Annotated in this window: 19 protein-coding genes; 5 read left to right on the top strand and 14 right to left on the bottom strand. The window is 59.2% G+C overall.

Translation table 11 applies throughout. The features are described 5' to 3' along the window. Nucleotides 1-104: 104 nt before the first annotated feature. Together DES53_RS06665 and DES53_RS06670 are read right to left on the bottom strand one after the other, a co-directional pair. On the bottom strand, nucleotides 105-1,121 hold the full coding sequence (locus DES53_RS06665) for a class I SAM-dependent methyltransferase (protein ID WP_113957459.1): 1,017 nt from the start codon (nucleotides 1,119-1,121) through the stop codon (nucleotides 105-107). Between the two features lie 93 nt (nucleotides 1,122-1,214). Then, a complete protein-coding gene (locus tag DES53_RS06670; RefSeq protein ID WP_113957460.1) occupies nucleotides 1,215-2,486 on the bottom strand; it encodes a lactonase family protein in 1,272 nt (423 codons plus the stop codon). Between the two features lie 153 nt (nucleotides 2,487-2,639). Here DES53_RS06670 and DES53_RS06675 point away from each other — a divergent pair, with 153 nt between their 5' ends. From DES53_RS06675 to DES53_RS06685, 3 genes are all read left to right on the top strand, one after another. After that, on the top strand, nucleotides 2,640-3,344 hold the full coding sequence (locus DES53_RS06675) for a DUF72 domain-containing protein (protein ID WP_113957461.1): 705 nt from the start codon (nucleotides 2,640-2,642) through the stop codon (nucleotides 3,342-3,344). A 128-nt stretch (nucleotides 3,345-3,472) separates the two neighbouring features. Further along, the gene (locus tag DES53_RS06680) at nucleotides 3,473-4,249 is read left to right on the top strand and encodes a hypothetical protein (RefSeq protein ID WP_113957462.1); all 777 of its coding nucleotides are present in this window, start codon (nucleotides 3,473-3,475) and stop codon (nucleotides 4,247-4,249) included. 26 nt (nucleotides 4,250-4,275) lie between these two features. Beyond that, a complete protein-coding gene (locus DES53_RS06685) occupies nucleotides 4,276-4,800 on the top strand; it encodes a cupin domain-containing protein (protein WP_211325465.1) in 525 nt (174 codons plus the stop codon). A gap of 275 nt (nucleotides 4,801-5,075) precedes the next feature. Here DES53_RS06685 and DES53_RS06690 read toward each other — a convergent pair whose 3' ends face one another. Beyond that, complete coding sequence (locus tag DES53_RS06690) at nucleotides 5,076-5,795, bottom strand: spermine/spermidine synthase domain-containing protein (protein ID WP_113958117.1); 720 nt, start codon at nucleotides 5,793-5,795, stop codon at nucleotides 5,076-5,078. A 172-nt stretch (nucleotides 5,796-5,967) separates the two neighbouring features. Between DES53_RS06690 and DES53_RS06695 the strand changes: the two genes are divergently transcribed. Then, nucleotides 5,968-7,188: a hypothetical protein gene (locus DES53_RS06695; protein WP_147263255.1), complete on the top strand. Its 1,221-nt coding sequence runs from the start codon at nucleotides 5,968-5,970 to the stop codon at nucleotides 7,186-7,188. A 102-nt stretch (nucleotides 7,189-7,290) separates the two neighbouring features. Beyond that, complete coding sequence (locus DES53_RS06700; RefSeq protein ID WP_113958118.1) at nucleotides 7,291-7,638, top strand: VOC family protein; 348 nt, start codon at nucleotides 7,291-7,293, stop codon at nucleotides 7,636-7,638. 26 nt (nucleotides 7,639-7,664) lie between these two features. On the opposite strand, the gene DES53_RS06705 is transcribed toward DES53_RS06700, so the two are convergent. The 11 genes from DES53_RS06705 to DES53_RS06750 all read right to left on the bottom strand — a co-directional run bounded on the left by DES53_RS06705 (nucleotide 7,665) and on the right by DES53_RS06750 (nucleotide 17,361). Further along, nucleotides 7,665-8,144, bottom strand: a complete 480-nt coding sequence (locus DES53_RS06705; RefSeq protein WP_113957464.1) for a cupin domain-containing protein — start codon at nucleotides 8,142-8,144, stop codon at nucleotides 7,665-7,667. 45 nt (nucleotides 8,145-8,189) lie between these two features. Beyond that, on the bottom strand, nucleotides 8,190-9,632 hold the full coding sequence (locus DES53_RS06710; protein ID WP_170156908.1) for a sulfatase family protein: 1,443 nt from the start codon (nucleotides 9,630-9,632) through the stop codon (nucleotides 8,190-8,192). Nucleotides 9,633-10,070: 438 nt separating this feature from the next. After that, nucleotides 10,071-10,229, bottom strand: coding sequence for a hypothetical protein (locus DES53_RS33435; RefSeq protein ID WP_211325466.1), 159 nt, complete (start codon nucleotides 10,227-10,229; stop codon nucleotides 10,071-10,073). Between the two features lie 118 nt (nucleotides 10,230-10,347). Beyond that, a complete protein-coding gene (locus DES53_RS06715; protein ID WP_113957466.1) occupies nucleotides 10,348-10,671 on the bottom strand; it encodes a heavy-metal-associated domain-containing protein in 324 nt (107 codons plus the stop codon). A 33-nt stretch (nucleotides 10,672-10,704) separates the two neighbouring features. Next, complete coding sequence (locus DES53_RS06720) at nucleotides 10,705-11,409, bottom strand: SCO family protein (protein WP_113957467.1); 705 nt, start codon at nucleotides 11,407-11,409, stop codon at nucleotides 10,705-10,707. Next, on the bottom strand, nucleotides 11,406-11,891 hold the full coding sequence (locus tag DES53_RS06725; RefSeq protein ID WP_170156909.1) for a c-type cytochrome: 486 nt from the start codon (nucleotides 11,889-11,891) through the stop codon (nucleotides 11,406-11,408). The genes DES53_RS06720 and DES53_RS06725 overlap by 4 nt, the downstream gene beginning before the upstream one ends. A gap of 233 nt (nucleotides 11,892-12,124) precedes the next feature. Then, a complete protein-coding gene (locus DES53_RS06730) occupies nucleotides 12,125-12,535 on the bottom strand; it encodes a hypothetical protein (protein ID WP_113957469.1) in 411 nt (136 codons plus the stop codon). A gap of 26 nt (nucleotides 12,536-12,561) precedes the next feature. Next, nucleotides 12,562-12,933, bottom strand: coding sequence for a hypothetical protein (locus tag DES53_RS06735; protein ID WP_113957470.1), 372 nt, complete (start codon nucleotides 12,931-12,933; stop codon nucleotides 12,562-12,564). A 199-nt stretch (nucleotides 12,934-13,132) separates the two neighbouring features. Next, nucleotides 13,133-15,319, bottom strand: coding sequence for a TonB-dependent receptor family protein (locus tag DES53_RS06740; RefSeq protein ID WP_170156910.1), 2,187 nt, complete (start codon nucleotides 15,317-15,319; stop codon nucleotides 13,133-13,135). Nucleotides 15,320-15,371: 52 nt separating this feature from the next. Beyond that, nucleotides 15,372-16,622, bottom strand: coding sequence for a sialidase family protein (locus tag DES53_RS06745; RefSeq protein ID WP_113957472.1), 1,251 nt, complete (start codon nucleotides 16,620-16,622; stop codon nucleotides 15,372-15,374). Between the two features lie 343 nt (nucleotides 16,623-16,965). Further along, on the bottom strand, nucleotides 16,966-17,361 hold the full coding sequence (locus DES53_RS06750) for a hypothetical protein (protein WP_147263256.1): 396 nt from the start codon (nucleotides 17,359-17,361) through the stop codon (nucleotides 16,966-16,968). Nucleotides 17,362-17,438 lie beyond the last annotated feature (77 nt).

Genomic DNA, 17,438 nt, shown 5'->3' on the forward strand with positions numbered 1-17,438 from the left:
GCCGGACCATGCGCGTTCAGCCCCCTTGAATTTGAAGGGGCGTGGTGTGCGGTTGTTTTGCTTCTGGCTTCGCATGGTCCGGACAGTATCTCATCTTCGTGGCGTCATGCCACACCAATCACCGCACTCTGCGCCGTGGGGGCCAGAGGATGAAGCGCGGCATCTTTGAATCCTGCCTCACCGAGCATCTTCTGGTACTCGGCGAAGGTGTAGGCATCGCCTTCGGGTGTGGTGCCCAGCATCACGAGGCTGAAGCTGGCGGAGGATGGGGGAGAGATTCGGTCGTCGTTCGGTACGAACTCCACAATCACCACCTTGCCACCTGGACGGAGTGCAGCCTTCACCTTTTTGAGGAAGCCGGTGCAGTCTGCGATGTTGAAGTGGTGCAGGAAGTTCGGCACCAGCACCACATCGTAGTTACTGCCGAGATCGACGGTGAAGGCGTTTCCGACAATCTTGCTGAATCGGTCGCCGAGCCCTGCTGCCTTGGCATTCTCCTCGGTGACTGCGAGCACCGCCTCCCAGTCGAGTGCCACAAGATGTGAGCGGGGGCTTTTCTGAGCCAAGGCGATGCCGAAGGTGCCGTGGCTGGCGGAGATGTCGAGCACCTTGGTGTCGCGGGAGGTGTCGAGTTCCACGAGCGCAGCAGCACCTTGGGCGGGGCCGAACATCATGGGTCCCATAGTCCGGGCAAAGTCAATCCACACCGGATGATCTGGCGCCGTGGTGCCTTCTTCGGAGGCATGTACCTTGCCGTTCTTGATGGTGGAGGTGAGACCATCAAAGGCATCCTTGATGCCGGGAGCCGTGAGGAACTTGATCGCATTGCCAAGGTAGGCCGGCGAATTCTTGTCGAGGAAGAAGGCCGTGTCCGAGGTCGGCGCATACCTTGAGTCGTCTTTGGTGAGGAAACCAAATAGGGTCAGCGAATCGCAAAGAATACGGATGCCGCGCACCGGGCACTGGCAGCGATCGGCGAGTTCCCCCGCTGTGGCGGGGACACCGCCAAACGCGTTGAAGACTCCCAAGTCCACGGCGGCCTTGAGTGCAGCGGTCCTCTGATACGCATTGATGGTTTCGAAAAAAAGAGTCGGATTCGGAGGGGTGGCAGGGGCGGACATGGTGGACGAGGGTACTCTGCATTTACAAACTGGCGAGCAAACTTGGATGCCGTTGCCTGCGGGGGCACGGCTCTGGGCGCACACGCGCTTCCACTACTTTCCTTGTGTCAGGTCGTGGAAGACGATGATGGAAGGATTGCCCACGGGCGTGTAGTGGCCCGTGAAGGCGAGGTGGCCAGTCTGTCGGTTCACCCGGAAGGTGGCGATGTTGTCTCCACGCTGGTTGCAGGAATAGAGGAATTCACCCGAGGGATCGAAGCTGAAGCTGCGGGGATAGTCCCCGTGGCTCCACTCCTCCGTGACGAACGTGAGCGTTCCGTCCTTGCCGATGGCAAAGGTGGCGATGCTGTCGTGCAGGCGATTGCCGGCGTAGACAAAACGTCCATCGGTCGAGACGAGTATCTCCGAACAGAAATTGCTGCCCGCGAATCCAGGAGGCAGGCTGGATATGGTCTGGCGCGCGGTCAGCCGTCCCTTCTCACCGTCGTAGTCAAATAGGACAATGGTCGAGCCTTCTTCCTGGATGGAGTACATCCAGCGCCCGCTGGGATGAAAGGCAAAGTGCCTCGGCCCGTCTCCGGGAGGCAGGGAAATGAACGGAGGATTATTGGCCGTAAGCAACCCCTTCTCCGCGTCAAACTTCCAGATGAGTATCTGGTCCAATCCCAGGTCCACATGCAGCACAAAGTGCCCGGAGGGATCAGCCTCGATCATGTGGGCATGAGTTTGATCGTGACCGCTGAAGGCAAAGCTGCCGGGAGGTGCGTTCGTGGCTTTGCGTGGCCCCACAGTTCCCTGGTCCACTTTTACATCAGTCGCCTTCCCCAAGCTGCCATCGGCGAGAATGGGCAGCACAGCGACGGAGCCGCCGAAATAGTTCGCCACCAGCACATGCTTCCCGGAGGGGTGAACACTCAGATGTGCAGGTCCTTTGCCTTCAGAACTGACAGTGTTCAGCAGCTTCAACTGGCCACTTCCGGGATCGATTTGGAATGCGCTTACAGAACCGGCTTCATTGTCTCCAGTCCTCTCGGTTTCGTTTGCGGAGTACAGGTGAGTCCTCGCCGCATTGAAGGCCAGGCAGGAGGGGCTGGTGCCCATCTCCACCACACCACATGGCGTCATCTCGCCAGTGGAGCGGTTGACTTCAAAGAGATGGATGCCCCGCCCATTTCCCGGAGGCAGATCCACCTGGGTCGCCTTCATGTTCTGCAGCGGTGAGGTATAGGTGCCCACATAAGCGATGAGTTTGCCCTTCTGAGCTGATGGCGCTGCTTTCAGCGGCTTTGGCAGGATGAGGCCTGCCGCAAGTGCGGAGGAAAGTTTCAACAAGGAGCGACGCGAATGGTGGATGGGGAGGGGCATGCTGATGGAGGGCGGCAAGACGGATGAAACGGAAACTTTCATCACCTACGCCAGGGATGTCCATGGTATTGCATGGGCATGGAGTGACCGGTTCTGGTGTACGGGTGACTTCCTTTCAGTTGTGAAAAGGCCATTCCGTGGCGATGAATTCCCATGAACACCTGGATCGGCACCTCCGGATTTCAGTACCCCGAGTGGAAGGGCAAGTTTTACCCGGAGACCCTATCCACTGCGAAGATGCTGACGTATTACGCCAGCATCTTCGGCACTACGGAAGTGAATTACACGTTTCGCAGCATTCCCAGTGAAAAGACAGTGAAGCGCTGGAGCGATGAGACGCCTGCGAATTTCCGCTTCAGCTTGAAAGCACCCCAACGTGTCACCCACTTCGCGAAGCTGAAGGATTGCGGCGAGGTCATGGATGTCTTCCACAAGGCCGCCGTGGGTCTTGGAGAGAAGATGGGGCCTGTGCTCTTCCAGTTGCCACCCACCTTCAAGGCAGACACGGCCCTGTTGCGGGACTTCCTGGGTTCTCTACCCAAGGAGTTGCGTGCAGCCTTTGAGTTCCGGCATGAGTCGTGGTTGTCAGACAAGGTCTTCGGCGTGCTCTCGGAGAAGAACGCAGCACTGTGCATTGCGGAGTCGGAGGAGTTTGAGACGCCCCCTGAGGCGACTGCCAAGTTTGGCTACCTGCGTCTGCGACGCGAGGATTACACCGTACCTCAGATCAAGAAGTGGGCGCAGTTTGTACAGGAGCGGGGCAAGGCATGGACGGAGGCCTTCGTCTACTTCAAGCATGAGGAGACCTGCGTGGGGCCGGGATTTGCGAAGACGATGCTGAAGGCCCTGGGGGAGTGATTGGTCTGGAGCAGGGTGGGCTGGCTGGGCTCGTCCCGGGGCGGGAGGAAAAAGAAAGAGATGCCTGGTAGCTGAAATGCGCTAGAAGCGTGTCGTATCGCCGTTCCTCCCATTCCGACTTACGCACCATGCATATCCTCATTCGCCCCGGCCATCTCATTCTCGCTACGGCACTGCTTGCGACCGCTTCCTTCGGCGCTCCGGCCAATGCTCCCAAGCTTCCCAAGGTGCCGTCCAAGCCTATCGCGGTGAAAAAGGAGCTGCTATTTTCCGATGATTTCCAGGGGGCGACTCCAGACAAGATCTGGCACAAGGTCGTGCCTACCTTCGTGGTGGAGAATGGCGTGCTGAAGGGCACGCAGACGCGTGACAAGACCATCCCCGCCGCTGATGGCAAGCCCGAGGTGAGGGCGCACGCGGCGGTGCACGGCTTGGAGATTCCCACGAAGGACAGCGTGGTGGAGGCCAAGATCCGTTTCGATGGAGCGACGATGATTGACGTGGAATTTGATGACCGGAAGTACACCGGCGCCCACTACGGTCACCTCTGCCGTACCCAGGTCCGCTTGAATGGCGTGACCATCATCGATGAGCGTGATGGGAACATGCGCAACGACATCCGTGAAATGCGCAATGATCCCAGCAAGAAGGAGGAAGTGGCAAAGCTGCTGCAGGGCCGGCAGGTTACTTATCCCGCCAAGTTTGAGACCGGCAAGTGGTACAACCTCGTGGTGGAGACGGTGGGAGATGAGATGCGTGTCACCATCGATGGCGAGCCTGTGGCATACCTGAAGTCCTCCGGCATCGCTCACGAGACGAAGTCGAAGATTGAGCTTGGGGTTGCCGGGAAAGATGGCTGCTTTGACGACATCAAGGTGTACAACGCGGAGCCGGTGAAGAAGTAAGGACCAAATCCCAACCGAACGTTTCCATGCCCACCCTACGCGATGGACTCATCATCATGGCTACGCTAGGCGTGGCTATTGGCGCCATGACGGTGGCGCAGGAAGTTCCCGCTCCTGCCCCGCCGTCTTCTCAACAAACGGCAATCATGGGGTCCACCGTCTTTGACTGGACCCAGCTTCCCGTGAAGAAGACGGCGAAGGGCGAGGTGCGCAAGGTGGTACAGGCACCCACGGCCACGCTGGATGAACTGGAGTGCCACATCACCACGCTGAATCCAGGGCAGGAGGCGCATGCACCGCATCAGCATCCGGATGAGGAACTGCTCATCGTTAAGGAGGGCACGGTGGAATCTCTGGTGAATGGCGTTTGGACGAAGCTCGGACCGGGCTCCGTCATTTTCCAGGCCTCCAACCAGATGCACAGCATCCGCAACGCGGGGGACACCCTGGCGACGTATCACGTGATCAAGTGGAACTCGCCCGGCATGCTCAAGAAGAAAGCCGCGGGCAGACTCAAAGCGCAGACGGAGCCTCTAGAGCCGGTAAAGTAGTGCCGGGCTGAAAAAAAGAAGGGAGGTGCCGCCATCGCAGCACCTCCCTTGGAATCACGTTTGGCTCAGCCGCGTGCTTACTTGTTCTTCTTCTTCTCGGCCTTGGCGGCGCGCTTTTCCTTCAGCGACTTCTGCGGCAGTTTCTTTTTCTCCTTCTTGGCGTCTTGCGCTTTCATGGTGGGATTGGGTTGCTGGATTTCTTCTTTGAAAACCGCTGCCGTGAAGGGCGGGCGGCATGAGACTGGGTTAAAACGAATTTGCGATTACGGCAACTTTTATGATCCGCGGCGTTTGCCTGCAGGCATCATTTTGCCCACTTCTTCCTTCCTCGTCGCTACAAAGATGGTGTGATTATGGCGCCGGGCGTGGGCATGGGACTTGCTTGAGACGACATCGACCACGAATCCGGCCTTCCCGAGTTCTTTGCCAAATTGCCGGTCTGGGGTGGCGGACCAGAAGGTGGCGCGGCCTCCGGGCTTCAGTGCCTGCATGATGGCCGCAAGGCCGCGCGCACGGTAGATCCGCGCATTCCCATCTTGCACCATGGCCACGGGACCATTGTCCACGTCCAGCAGAATGGCATCGTAGTGTGCGGCGGGAGCACTCGTGAGCGTCTGGAAGACATCCGCGATGACGACCTTCACCCGTGGGTCATCCAGCAGCGCGCCATTCACCTCCTTGAGGTAGGCGCGGTTCCACGCTACCACCTCGGGCAGTAGCTCGGCGACTTCGACCTTGGCATGGTGGCCCACCAGTTCGAGTGTCTGGCGCAGGGAGAATCCAAATCCCAGTCCGCCGATGAGCACGTGCACGCTCTTTCTGCCCTTCAGACCAGCGCAGGCACATTGGGCCAGCGCCTTCTCGGACTCGGGAGCATTTGTCCCCATGAGCGGCTCGCGATTCACCCGCAGGTAGAAGTGTGCGCCATGCGAGTGCAGCGTGAGTTCCGCGCCCTGGGGAGTGCGCGCTTGAGCGATGGTGACGAAGGGTGTCATGGGGACCGCCTGGAGCGGACAGCCGCTGCCAATCACCTACCAAACGCGCAGGCATGCAGCTCCGCAAGCAGGAAGGGCCGGGCAAAGGGGGCTTCCTGTGCCGCAAGCGGAATGGCGAATGGTCCTGGCGAATGGTCCTTGTGATTGGAAACGGCATGGCGGATGGGTGGAGATGGACCCATATTTTGATGAGCTCGGCCGCACGGTGCTGGAGCGATGGAAGAAGGAGAACTTCTCTCTGGAGACGTTCCCGGACATTGCTCGCGTGGCGCTTGAGGAGCGGCCACCGGCGGAGCATGTGGAGCTGGGGCCATTCATGCGCGAGTTCCTGCTGAATGATGATCAGCCGCTGCAGACCGACTCAGGCTTCGGCCAGCCGGAGCTGGTCGCGTACAATCATCCGCGCTTCTACATCCAGATTCTTTTCTGGCTGGATGGCACCACGGACATCCACCAGCATGAGTTCTCTGGCGCCTTCCATGTTATGGCCGGGTCCAGCATCCATGCGCACTACGTCTTTGAGAACGCGCAGTCCGTGACGCCGCACTTCCGTGTGGGTGACGTGCGCATGAAGCACATTGAGCTGCTGGAGACCGGTCGCACCGTGCCCATCATCTCGGGTCACCGTTGCATCCACTCGCTCTTCCATCTGGACACACCCTCCGTCACCGTGGTGGTGCGCACGCAGCATGATCCGGGCACGGGCCCCCAGTTCAACTACCTGCCGCCGCATATCGCGCTGGACCCGGTCTTCAGCGACACCCTCACCATGCGCCGCAAGCAACTGCTGGAAGTGATGGAGCAGTCCGACGACCCAGACTACGCAGCATTGGTGCAGGAGATGATTGCCGGGCTGGATTTTGAGCGCGGCTTTTTCATCCTGCAGCATGCCATGGGTCATCTCGCCCAGATGGATGAATGGGAGCCGGTGCTGGAAGCCTTTGAAGAGAAGCACGGCAAACTCGCAGCTGGCGTCGCCGCCACCCTGGAGGAGAATGTGCGGCGGGATGCCATCAAGGAGATGCGCAGTTCCATCTCAGAGCCGGAGCACCGCTTCTTCCTTGCGCTGCTCATGAATGTGCCGACGCGCAAGGATTTGCTGGAACTGGTGGCACAGCGATTCCCTGCGATGGCTCCGACCGAAACGGTCCTGCGTTGGGCTATGGAGCTGGCCGGAGAGACGGAGTACTCCTTCGCGATTCTCGACGCCGTATTCCCTGAAGAACCCGGCGTTTCGATGGACGAGCAGCCTGCGTTGTTCTTGGAGGCATTGCGTCACTTCATGACCGGCGCGAAGAAGGCTCCCGCCTCACTGCGCACGCTGACCGCTGCGAAGCTGAAGATGCTGCGGGATGCGTTCACCGCATCGAGCCTCCGAGTGCTGGTGGGTTGAGGAAAGCCTGCATGAAGGCAGGTGCTGGAAGTTCTGCGCATCCTTGAAATCTTCCCTCAACTTTCCCTGTCCTCCGCAGCCACTCATGTCAAGGTACCCCCTATGATCGTGGAGAGACTCAAGTATGTCATCTGGGCTGCGGACATGAGCCGCGCCGTGGAGTTTTATGTGAAGGTCTTCGGCGGCCGGGTGCTCAAGCAGAATGACATCATCAGCGAGGTGGCCATCTGCGAAGGCATCATTGGCATCCATGGCGGTGGTGAAGGCAAGCGAACGTGGACGGGCCTGAGCTTTCAGGTGCCGGACGTCATTGCGGGGGCTGCAGAGATTGTCGCTGCTGGCGGACAACTCACGCGCGAACCCCAACCGGAGGATGACGAGCCTCCGCACCTGGCCATGTGCATGGATACGGAGGGGAATGAAATCATGCTCACTCGGAAGCGGAGGTAGCGTCCGGGAGGCGAGGGGAGTGAGCGTCACTCCTCGCTGTCGTAGTAGTCGAGGTCCTCGGAGCGTACGATTCGTCGTTCCGGGGAGCGGACCAGCCATTTGTTGCTGTCCGGGTAGTGGCAGGATTCGCCGATGGGATTGTCTGCCACCACATAGATGAGCAGATCCACGGTGCCATCATTCGTGATTTGGTGCGGCTCGCCGGGTTTGAAGAGGAAGGCATCGCCCGCGACGATGGTATCGGTTCCGTCCTTGTGCCGCACTTTACCTGTGCCGGAGATGACGTGGTAGAACTCCCATTGGGCGCTGTGGGAGTGGTAGGGGTAGGGTGTCTGCCCTGGCTCCACACGAAGAATTTCCACATCGAAGGGATGCCGCTCCATCAAGTCCGTGGAGAGGGGTTTGCGGCCCAGCGCCTCTGAGATCTCCTTGGCGGATCCGCGAAACTTTCCCTTTGGAGAATCCCAGGTGTCCTCCTCAAGCGTGCCAGTGTTCACTTTGTTCATGCTCACGGTACGTGTCAGGGTGCGTTCGGCGACTGATTGTTTTTTCTACCGGGCGGCAGATTTGGCCTTGTTCGCATTCTTGCGGGCTTTGCCGGTTGCATTCAGCTTTGCGCGCTCCTCCTCGGTGGGTGGTGTGAACTCAGCTACCGAAGGAGAGTCCACTTTTAGCGGCGCATCATCGCCTACTTCCTTTTGCAGCGACGCGAGCTTCTTCATCAGGGCTTCCACACGCTCGGCTTGCTCTGGCTGGGTGGCGAGATCATTCACCTCACCGGGATCATCTGACAGGTCGAAGAGCTGTGTCTTGTCGACCTGTGGGAAGCGGATCAACTTCCAGCGATCTTCACGGATGGCACGCTGTGTGTTGGTGTAGGAAAGGAAGAGCGCATCACGCACCGAGTCCTCTTTGCCATCGATGACGGGGGTCAGGCTCAGGGCATCCATGCCTTGCGGCTTCGTGGCGCCTGCGAGATCGCAGATGGTCGGCATGATGTCCATGAGGTAGCACAGTGCCTTCGTGCGTCCTTGAGGGATTCCCGGTCCCGCGAAGACCAGCGGCGCGCGGAAGCCATCGTCATACACATTCTGTTTTCCCAAGAGACCGTGGCTGCCCATGCCGAGTCCGTGATCCGAGGAGAAGATGATGATGGTGTTCTCTTCCAGTTCGAGGGACTTCATCGTGGCCAGCAGCCGTCCGATGTGTCCGTCCATGCAGGAGATGACGGCATAGTACTCGTGCAGATGCTGGCGCACGACATCCGGCGTGCGGGGGAAGGGGGCGAGCAGCTCATCCCGCACGGTGTTGGAGCCGATGTTCCACGGGTGCTGCGGTGCGTAGTTCTCCGGCAATGGGATGGCATCGCGATCATAGAGCTTCAGGTAGGGCTCTGCGGCCACGCGCGGATCGTGCGGATTCCCGAACGCGAGATACATGAAGAAGGGGCGCTTCTTGTCCCGCTCCTGCGTAAGGAATTTAATCGCTCCATCCACATAGTCGCGCCCTGGTTCGCCATTCAGGCGCTCTCCCTGATCATCGTGGATGTAGTTGTTGTGTTCGAAGGTGGCCTGGATGTTTGTGGCCGTGTTTCCCTTTTTGCCGAGGTGCCAGGTTTCGTAGCCCGCGCCCTTTAGTGCCACGGGGAGATTCGGTCCATCCGCGGGGGCGAGGTTTTGTCCCTTCCAGCGGAAGTAGGTGCGTCCGCTCAGCAGCATGTTCCGGCTGGGTGTGCACACAGCGCCAATGTTCGCACCCAGGCAGAAGGCATTGTCAAAGGTCATGCCCCGCTTCACGAGTGTGTCGATGTTGGGCGTCTTCACCACCGGATGCCCCAGCGCGCCAATGCAGTCGGCGCGCATGTCATCCGTGAAAAGGAAGAGGATGTTGGGCTTGGCCGGACCTGCTGCCTGCGCGCTGGTGGTGTGCAGGATGGAGAGCACAGTGACGGCGAGAACCTTCAGAAAATTGTGCAAAAGTCGGCGGAGCTGCATGGCGATGTAAAATGTGCGCAGGAGGCGAGTTTGGGACACTGCATGAAACGAAGGTGATGCGGGCACCTTTCCTCGCCGGGGGCATTCCACAGGGTTGGCGGCGGGAACGCAATACTCCTGGGCTCTCATCCGGCAGAAAAATCGAGTTTTGGCCAAACGAACTATCGTTTGCAGGCTAGTTGCTTGATTTTCAGCAAGCCATGCGATGGCCTTTTGGACATTGCCGAAGGCAGTTCGTGATAGGCTGACGGGAAGAGGTACCAACACATGAGGAGGAGGCAGTTTTCCATTCAATTTACGCCAATATGTTTGTTAAACAAACGTTGAATTGAGTGCACTCAGGAAGCTGCCTCATTGAATGATGTACGATAGTCTGACGCGGTAGTCCGCTATTGTCTGCGTCCCTGAGCCGTGCCCTGAAGGAGCGACGCTTGCCGATCAGTCCAGCTGGCCCAAGGTCCGAGCCCAGGTGAGAGCGTAGTTCTCTGCAAAATCTTCGCGTCGGCTCCTGGAGGACTTCTCGACAGTCCTGCCATCCTTCACCCGGCCACCCTGGGTGAGGCCGATTTTTCGGCTGCGGCGTGGTGGGTTTTGCATGGAAGTTTCGGCGAGTATCCCACGGGACGCTTGGTATTCCACACGAAAAAACCGCGACCCTTGTTAGAGTCGCGGTTTTTTTGCCTGAGCTATACGCAGCATCAACGATTGGAGGTCGCTACTGAAGCTTCTCCAGATCCAGGAGGGTGAAGCTCCTGGCGTCTTCACCCAGTGCCAGGATGGCAGCCTCCTTGGTGATATCTGCGGAGGAGGACTCAATGCGGACCTTCTGCACCCCTGTTTCAGAGGTGCTGGTGATCTTCACTTCCGCAACGCCAGCGAGTTTGCGGAGTGATGCTTTCACCTTGCCTGCACAGGCGCCGCAAAACAGGCCTGTGATGCGGCCCTCATAGACATGAGCGGCTGTGGCTTTGTCCCCAGCCTTGAGGTCCGGCATGATGCCAAGAATCAATGCAACGATGGTAAGAATGAATCGGGTCATATTTTGGATGTGTGATTTTGGAGTGTATTCTGTTTATGACGCAGGCTCGTCCAACAGCTTCTGGACGTCCTGTTGGAGGCGCTCGCGCATCAGGCTTGCGATCTCCGGTTGTGAGTGGAAGACGGCGTAGTACCCACGCACACACCCGCTGCGGTCCACCAGCACGATGCGGAGATCATGCATGTGGGTATCGAGCGGGTTGAGTTGCTCTTCCTGGGGAATGGTGGCAGCGGGTTCAAGCTGCAACCCCCCGGTCATGAATGCCCACAGGCTGGATTGCTTCCCGGTGAGGAACCACCAGGGAGCAGTCTCATCCAGGCCTATGCCTTTCGCGTATGCCGCCAGCATCTCCGCGGTGTCGCGCTCGGGAAGCACCGAGATCGACACCTGATGGAAGTCACTGCGCGAACCGTAAGTACGATGAAGTTTCAGCATTTCACCGATGACGGCCGCGCATCCGTGCGGGCACACGGTGTAGAGGTAGGCGATAGTATGCACTTTCCCGCGGAGATCTGACATGCGCACCTGTTTCCCGGTCCGTTCGTAGGCCTCAAGGTCACGGGACACCGTATGAAAGCGGGGAAGTGACGCAGGCGACCGGAATCGTTGGTTCAAGACCCGGTAGAAGACTGTGGCGGCTGCCACAATCATCAGACAGACAGTGACCACAACGATCCAGAAGCGGGTCGCGTTGAATCCCGTGGAGATGCCCTTGGGCGATTCGCTGTCGGCATTCATTCCACGGAGATCCTCAGGAGTTCCGCCTCGGTCCACGGAGTGGACCGGGCCTTTTCAGTGCTGCGAATCGCCGCCACTTGCTCCGTAGTGACTGGTGGTGCTGAGTTTCCAAATGAGCTTCGGATGTACGTCAGCACATCCGCGATTTGCTGGTCGCTGAGCGTAGCCTGTGGTGGCATCAGCGGCGCAGGCGTTACAAATGGCTTTCCATTCACCGTGATGGGACCGGTGATGCCGTGCAGGATCATACGGATCAGGCGGTCAGGCATCTTTGACTTCACCCAATCTGAGTCTGCCAGAGGTGGAAACATGCCGGGCAGGCCTTGTCCGGCCGGCTGATGACAGGCGAAGCAAACCGTCATGTAGATTTGCTGTCCCGCATGCTTTTGAGCTTCGAGAGCAGGGTCCTGACCTTGTAGTTGCAGGGGCGCAAAGAGAAGAATTGAGGTCGAGGCGATAAAAAGTATATTCGTATTGTGCATGGAAAAACAAAAAATGTGAATGGATAGCGGTAGTGAGGCGCGAACGTGAAGCACGAGCGCGGGGGCGAGACCTATCCGAGCTCCGAGCCGGATGGCAGTCGAATGCATTGGCGCAGCATGGCACTCGCAACGCGTGCGAGGAGAGCGCCGATTGGAGCCGGGCAGGTCGCGGCGTGATGGTGTGTTTGACCGTTCCACATGTCAGGAACGCACACCAAACAGGCGCGGTGCGGCTACGCGTTCTGGATAGCTCGTGGAGGCGGCGTTGCGGGTCTGGCCCTGCCTTCTCCTCTCAAGGAGGCGGTAAAGTAAAGACGGGCCTTGGTGGATGCTTCGGGAAATGGAGGCGTCACCTTGAAGGCGCCCTCCCAAGAAGGGTCATACCATTTGAGGGTCAGGTCCGTTTTCTCCTTTGAGATCGGAGCTTTGTTTTTGCCTGCCTCGTTTTGTGATTCGCGCAGCTTCAAGCACATGGGACAAGGGCGTTCTCCACTGAAGGTTTCCTTGAAACCTTCCACAAGACCCTTCTCTTCCGAATAGTCTTGTATCATCCGCGCCCAGGCAATTGCTTGCAGCATGCCCCAGTGTCCCCCGATGGAAATCATCAGGGAAACAACCAGGGCGATGCGTGCAAGCGACTTCATGACAGTAGCAATAGCACGAGGGCGTCTTATTTGCCCTTGTGTTCGTTGTGACAGGCCTTGCAGTTGCCAGCGGTCTGAAGTTGCTCGGTGGCGCCGGGCTTCTTGTCCACCACGGCCTGTGCTGCGGCGATGAGTTTGGCCGTCTTTTCCTGCCAGCTCGTGGCTTCACCTTCCGGCGGGGTTTCGGCAGGGAGGGACTTGTAGTAGTCCAGGAGCGCTGCGGCATCGGTGTCGGTGCCCTTGCCGAGGGCGACCTTCTTGTGCAGGCTGGTGTCGCCTTTCATGGCGTCTTTCATCACAGTGCTGATGCTGCGCTTGGCAGGTTCCGCCTGAAGACTCCAGCCTGCGAGCAAGCAGCCGGCGACGACGAGTGGGATACGGGTGAGGGTGGTGTTCATGGGTGAGAGCAGTGTTTTTGAGCGGTGATGTTACGGCATGGGACTCCAGCAGGAATAGTGAAAAAGAGGTAGAAGAAAGTGGGCTGTTCGATGGAAGTGCGGCCCGCCCCCTCCGCCAAAACGGTGGCGTGGGGACGGGCCGCTGACCCATTGCTCTGCTTAGCTAGGGAAGTGGTGGGAATGAAGGGTCCGCCGGTGGCTAGAACTTGTACTCCAGTCCGAAGAAGTAGGACCTGCCGTCACCGGGCAGGAATTGATTGGAGTTGAAGGGGCCTGCGCGGCTGATCACGCCGGTGGTGGCGGCGTAGATTTCATCCGTGAGGTTCTTGGCCTCGACATAGAAGGAGAGGCCCTTCTTCGTGCGATAGCCAATCTTGAAACCGAGTAGCGCATAGGAGTCGGCATCAAGCGTGTTCGCGGAGTCCACGGGGTAGTCGGAGAAGGTCCACTCCAGGTTTGGGCCAGCATAGAAACCGCAGGGGTGCGTGTAGAGCAGCTCGGCGCGGTAGTAGTGCTCGGGGATGCCGGGGAGTTGGTTGTCGCCAAACTCGGCGTCATCATCGAAGTGGAAGTTGCTCCACAGATAGTTCTGACGCAGCACGATGCGGTCCGGCTCACGAGGTTCCACAGCGAGCACGTTTTTCGCGCTCTTGCCGCTCACAGCAGCCACACCCTCCACGCGTTTGGTGAAGAGTCCTTCCAGCAGCGTGATGTCCAGGCCGAACTCCACTCCCTGGTGGTTGGTCTTGCCGGCGTTCACGGTCTGCGTCAGGCCAGGAGCCACACTGAGTTCCAGAAGCTCGTCTTCCAACCAGGAGTAGTAGTAGGCGAGATCCCAGCGGATGCGGCCATCTGGTGTCTGCCCACGCGTGCCGAGTTCGAGGGTGGTGGCCGTCTGCGCATCAAGGTCCACCAGTCCTGCGCCACCGGTGGCAGCCGCGGAGAGTTCACCAAAGCTCGGGGGCTCAAAGCTCCGAGCGGCATTGAAGAAGACCTGCGCGGAGTCCGTCACGTCATAGATGAAGCCGACCTTTGGGCTGAATCCCCACCAGTCCTGCGTGTCACTGTTGTCCGGGTCCGTGGCGGAAACGGGGAAGTTGTCCTCATTCTCACGGCGCGCATAGCTCACCTGGCCGCCGAGGCTCAGGGCGAAGCGGTCCGTGAGGTAGTGCACATTCTCCAGATACAGGTCGAGGTTCATCGAGTCCTGGTCGCTGTCCGCGAACTTGTCACCGCGATCACCCAGCACGTTGCGATAGCGCTGGTCATGCAGGAAGCCGAAGGTGGGCGTGAGACCCACGATGAAGTTGTTCCTGCGTCCTGCGAGGTCGGCCTTGTTCACATAGTTGAAGTCGAAGCCGAAGTCGTGACTCTTCTGGTCAATGACGAACAGAATCGGATGGTCGAGTTCCTTGTACGCGTAAAAGCTGGATACCGTGAAGAGCGCGTCATCACTGAGTGTGAAGGTTGTCTTGTTCGCGATGCGGAAAAGATCGAAGTCACGCTTCCAGTTGCTGTCCACGTTGTCGAAGATCTTGTTGAAGCTGCTGCGCGCGGCCTGCTCAGGGTTCGCGTACATTTCCTCCTTCGTAAGATTCCCCGGCAGTTCCGAGTCAGTGTGGACGTAGGTGAGGTAGAAGCGAGTCTCGACCGCTTCGCTCAACTTCAGGCCGAAGTTGCTGAAGAGGCGTTGCGTGCTCTGCTCACTGTGATCGCGGAAGCCGTCCGTGGAGTAGTGAGTACCCGTGACGAAGTAGTCGAAGTTCCCCTCGACTCCCGCCGCGCTGAGCTGGCCACGGAAGGTATTGAAGCTGCCGTACTCAAAGCGCGCCTGCAGCGGTGGCGCCGTGTAGCCGGTGGGCAATACGAAGTTGATGGCGCCGCCCAGCGTGGTGGAGCCATAGCGCAGCGCATTCGCACCGCGATACACTTCGATGTACTCCGCGGTGAGAGGGTCTACTGCCTGCATGTCGAAGCCGCCGTCCGCGAGGTTCAGCGGGACGCCATCCTGGAGCAGCTTCAGTCCGCGACCGTGGAAGGTGCGCTGGATGCCGGAGCCGCGGATGGAGATGCGTGATTCTTCCGCACCGAAGCGCGGCTGCACAAAGACGCCTGGAGAATAGTCCAGCGCATCCTTCAGTGTGATGGCACGCCCGGTCTTGTACTCTTCGGCATCTACCACATTCACGGCACCGGCGGTGAGTTTTTGGGCTTCCTCCACCTGCTCAATCGAGGGCACGGTGAGGGAAGGGGAGTCTGCAGTGACAACGACGGGAGGGAGCGTGGTGCCCGATTCGGGGACGGCAGAGGCAGGTGCTGGTTGCTGGGCCATGAGCGCCGTGCTGCAAAGCATGGTCACCAGGGCACCTAGAGATGATTTTTTCATGAGTTGATGTGAAGAGTGTGATGTGAAACTGAAAGTGGGAAGGGGCATGAGGTCAGCGGGTGTTTGAGTTGCTGCTCACGGTGGAGACTGCGGAAGAAGGGAAAGGTGAGGACTGCCATGTGGTGGGGCCTTCTCCCTGGCGTTGTGTCCAGAAGACGCGGAACCCACCGTCGGCTGATGCTACCACGCGGGGGTGAGTGGCACTGGGACCGGCACTGGAGAGGCGAACAGCAGTCTGCCAGCTCTTCCCTCCGTCGGAGGACCGAGCGGCCTCGATGTGGCTGCCCTTTTCATTCGTGGTGTCCCATACCATGATGACCTCCTGGCCGCGTGCGGCGATGTCTGGATGTGAGGCACCTTTGCCGGCGACGCGCTGTGTCTTCGACCACGTGGCGCCGGCATCAGGCGAGGAGACGTGGTGCACGCCGAGAGAGTCCTCCATGCCTGTCCACACCACCGCATGCCAGATGGGCGAGGTCTGCTCTCCGCCTGCGGCGAGTCCGCCACCCACATGCGGGCAGCCTTGAAATTCCCAGTTGAATCCACCCACGCTTACCGGTGCTGACCAGGTGCCCGCAGCGGATGACCATGAGATGGACATGTCGCGTGGTTCCTTGTTGCGATACAGAATGCCCACACGGCCATCCGGACCCGCTGCGAGCACATTCCAGCAGCACTCACAGGTTTCCGCATCGACCGTGTCATTTCTGGACCACGTTGTGCCTCCATCTTCCGAGCGTGCGTAGCGCAGCCCGCGCTTCTCACCGCGTGTGTCCAGCCAAGTGAGATGGAAGCTGCCCCTGGCATCTGCTGCCACGTCGAGGAAGCCATGGCCGGTGGTCGAGCCATCGTCTGCGGGATTGGGGCCAGCCTTCCAAGTCTTGCCACCGTCACTCGATAGTGCCGTGGCCATGGGACCACCGCCGAACATATCCGTGCCCGGTGTCATCCACACAGCCATGAGTTGGTCGCCGCTGGCGGCGATTTGGGGATCCATGCCCCGGTGTGCGGCATGGGGCGCGGGCTGACCGGCATCCACACGGACTGGCGCGGACCAGGTCTTCCCGGCATCGCTGCTGGACTGGTGGTAGAGTTCGGTGCGACTGCCGTCGTTTGAGAGCCCGCCGGTGAGCAGGTGCAGTTGGGATGTGGTAGCGTACACGTCCAGAGACTGCACACCGGGGATAGTTTCATGATGATGACCCTCCTTCCCGCCAGGCTTGGATGCCTGGACAGGGAGGCATGGTGTTAGCACGAGGAGTAGCGCTGCGGCCGAGCCGCAGAAACGGAATCGAGAATGCATGGAGAAAGTATTACGAATAAAGAAACACGGCACAGCTAGGTGTGATGGACATGGCCACCACAACAGGGCCGCGGCTCATCAAGGCAGATGAGTGACTGCGTTAGGTATGGAATGGACCTGAAGCGCCTGGTTCAGGAAGCCCATGAGTAGGGTGGAGAAGGCCATGCGGCACGAGCTCGCATAGACACTATCTCCCGGGAATGCCGTGTGTTTGGGGACCGCTCGAAGCTGCAATGGTGCAACTCTCGCAATCATCTACCCCATCTGGTTTCACTGCTGCGACCGATCACCGATCGTACGCGAAACGTGGCAAGGACAGGGCATCATCAACGGCATGCCGTTGTTACACGCCGCATCGTGGCGGTGGTGTCGGGGGAGTCGTCTCCCACTGGGAAGAGCCCAGTTGCATGTCGCCCGATACTTTACCGGGGACCAAATCACAAGGCATCACCGTCGTGATGACATAGCCGGACGGAAGGCTGAGCCACTTGGACATCTCCGTGCGGTCCTGCGGGAGAGGGGCTTGCTCGTCGTTGTGCTTTTTGCTCTCGGCAATCTTCTGGCACATCGCGCAGGGATGTTCGCCGTTGAAGGTTTCCTCGATGCCCTGCACCAGACCCTTCTCGGCGGTGTAGCTCTTGATCATCTGGGCCCAGGCTACGACCTGCAAAACACCCCAATGCGCCCCGATGGATACCATGAGGGTCACGATCAACAGAAGCCGTGCAGCAGCTTTCACGAAGAGCAGGGAAGGGGAGGCGCGAGAGGTCGATAATTCAATGCGCTCCCTGTGAAGTCCAGCCCAAAGTGTGAAGT

Source organism: Roseimicrobium gellanilyticum (assembly GCF_003315205.1).
GTDB classification, from domain to species: domain Bacteria; phylum Verrucomicrobiota; class Verrucomicrobiia; order Verrucomicrobiales; family Verrucomicrobiaceae; genus Roseimicrobium; species Roseimicrobium gellanilyticum.

What these genes read in the sequence shown, in the direction of transcription:
- DES53_RS06665 (WP_113957459.1), bottom strand. Translation starts at nt 1,121, where the DNA reads ATGTCCGCCCCTGCCACCCCTCCGAATCCGACTCTTTTTTTCGAAACC.
- DES53_RS06670 (WP_113957460.1), bottom strand. Translation starts at nt 2,486, where the DNA reads ATGCCCCTCCCCATCCACCATTCGCGTCGCTCCTTGTTGAAACTTTCC.
- DES53_RS06675 (WP_113957461.1), top strand. Translation starts at nt 2,640, where the DNA reads ATGAACACCTGGATCGGCACCTCCGGATTTCAGTACCCCGAGTGGAAG.
- DES53_RS06680 (WP_113957462.1), top strand. Translation starts at nt 3,473, where the DNA reads ATGCATATCCTCATTCGCCCCGGCCATCTCATTCTCGCTACGGCACTG.
- DES53_RS06685 (WP_211325465.1), top strand. Translation starts at nt 4,276, where the DNA reads ATGCCCACCCTACGCGATGGACTCATCATCATGGCTACGCTAGGCGTG.
- DES53_RS06690 (WP_113958117.1), bottom strand. Translation starts at nt 5,795, where the DNA reads ATGACACCCTTCGTCACCATCGCTCAAGCGCGCACTCCCCAGGGCGCG.
- DES53_RS06695 (WP_147263255.1), top strand. Translation starts at nt 5,968, where the DNA reads ATGGACCCATATTTTGATGAGCTCGGCCGCACGGTGCTGGAGCGATGG.
- DES53_RS06700 (WP_113958118.1), top strand. Translation starts at nt 7,291, where the DNA reads ATGATCGTGGAGAGACTCAAGTATGTCATCTGGGCTGCGGACATGAGC.
- DES53_RS06705 (WP_113957464.1), bottom strand. Translation starts at nt 8,144, where the DNA reads ATGAACAAAGTGAACACTGGCACGCTTGAGGAGGACACCTGGGATTCT.
- DES53_RS06710 (WP_170156908.1), bottom strand. Translation starts at nt 9,632, where the DNA reads ATGCAGCTCCGCCGACTTTTGCACAATTTTCTGAAGGTTCTCGCCGTC.
- DES53_RS33435 (WP_211325466.1), bottom strand. Translation starts at nt 10,229, where the DNA reads ATGCAAAACCCACCACGCCGCAGCCGAAAAATCGGCCTCACCCAGGGT.
- DES53_RS06715 (WP_113957466.1), bottom strand. Translation starts at nt 10,671, where the DNA reads ATGACCCGATTCATTCTTACCATCGTTGCATTGATTCTTGGCATCATG.
- DES53_RS06720 (WP_113957467.1), bottom strand. Translation starts at nt 11,409, where the DNA reads ATGAATGCCGACAGCGAATCGCCCAAGGGCATCTCCACGGGATTCAAC.
- DES53_RS06725 (WP_170156909.1), bottom strand. Translation starts at nt 11,891, where the DNA reads ATGCACAATACGAATATACTTTTTATCGCCTCGACCTCAATTCTTCTC.
- DES53_RS06730 (WP_113957469.1), bottom strand. Translation starts at nt 12,535, where the DNA reads ATGAAGTCGCTTGCACGCATCGCCCTGGTTGTTTCCCTGATGATTTCC.
- DES53_RS06735 (WP_113957470.1), bottom strand. Translation starts at nt 12,933, where the DNA reads ATGAACACCACCCTCACCCGTATCCCACTCGTCGTCGCCGGCTGCTTG.
- DES53_RS06740 (WP_170156910.1), bottom strand. Translation starts at nt 15,319, where the DNA reads ATGAAAAAATCATCTCTAGGTGCCCTGGTGACCATGCTTTGCAGCACG.
- DES53_RS06745 (WP_113957472.1), bottom strand. Translation starts at nt 16,622, where the DNA reads ATGCATTCTCGATTCCGTTTCTGCGGCTCGGCCGCAGCGCTACTCCTC.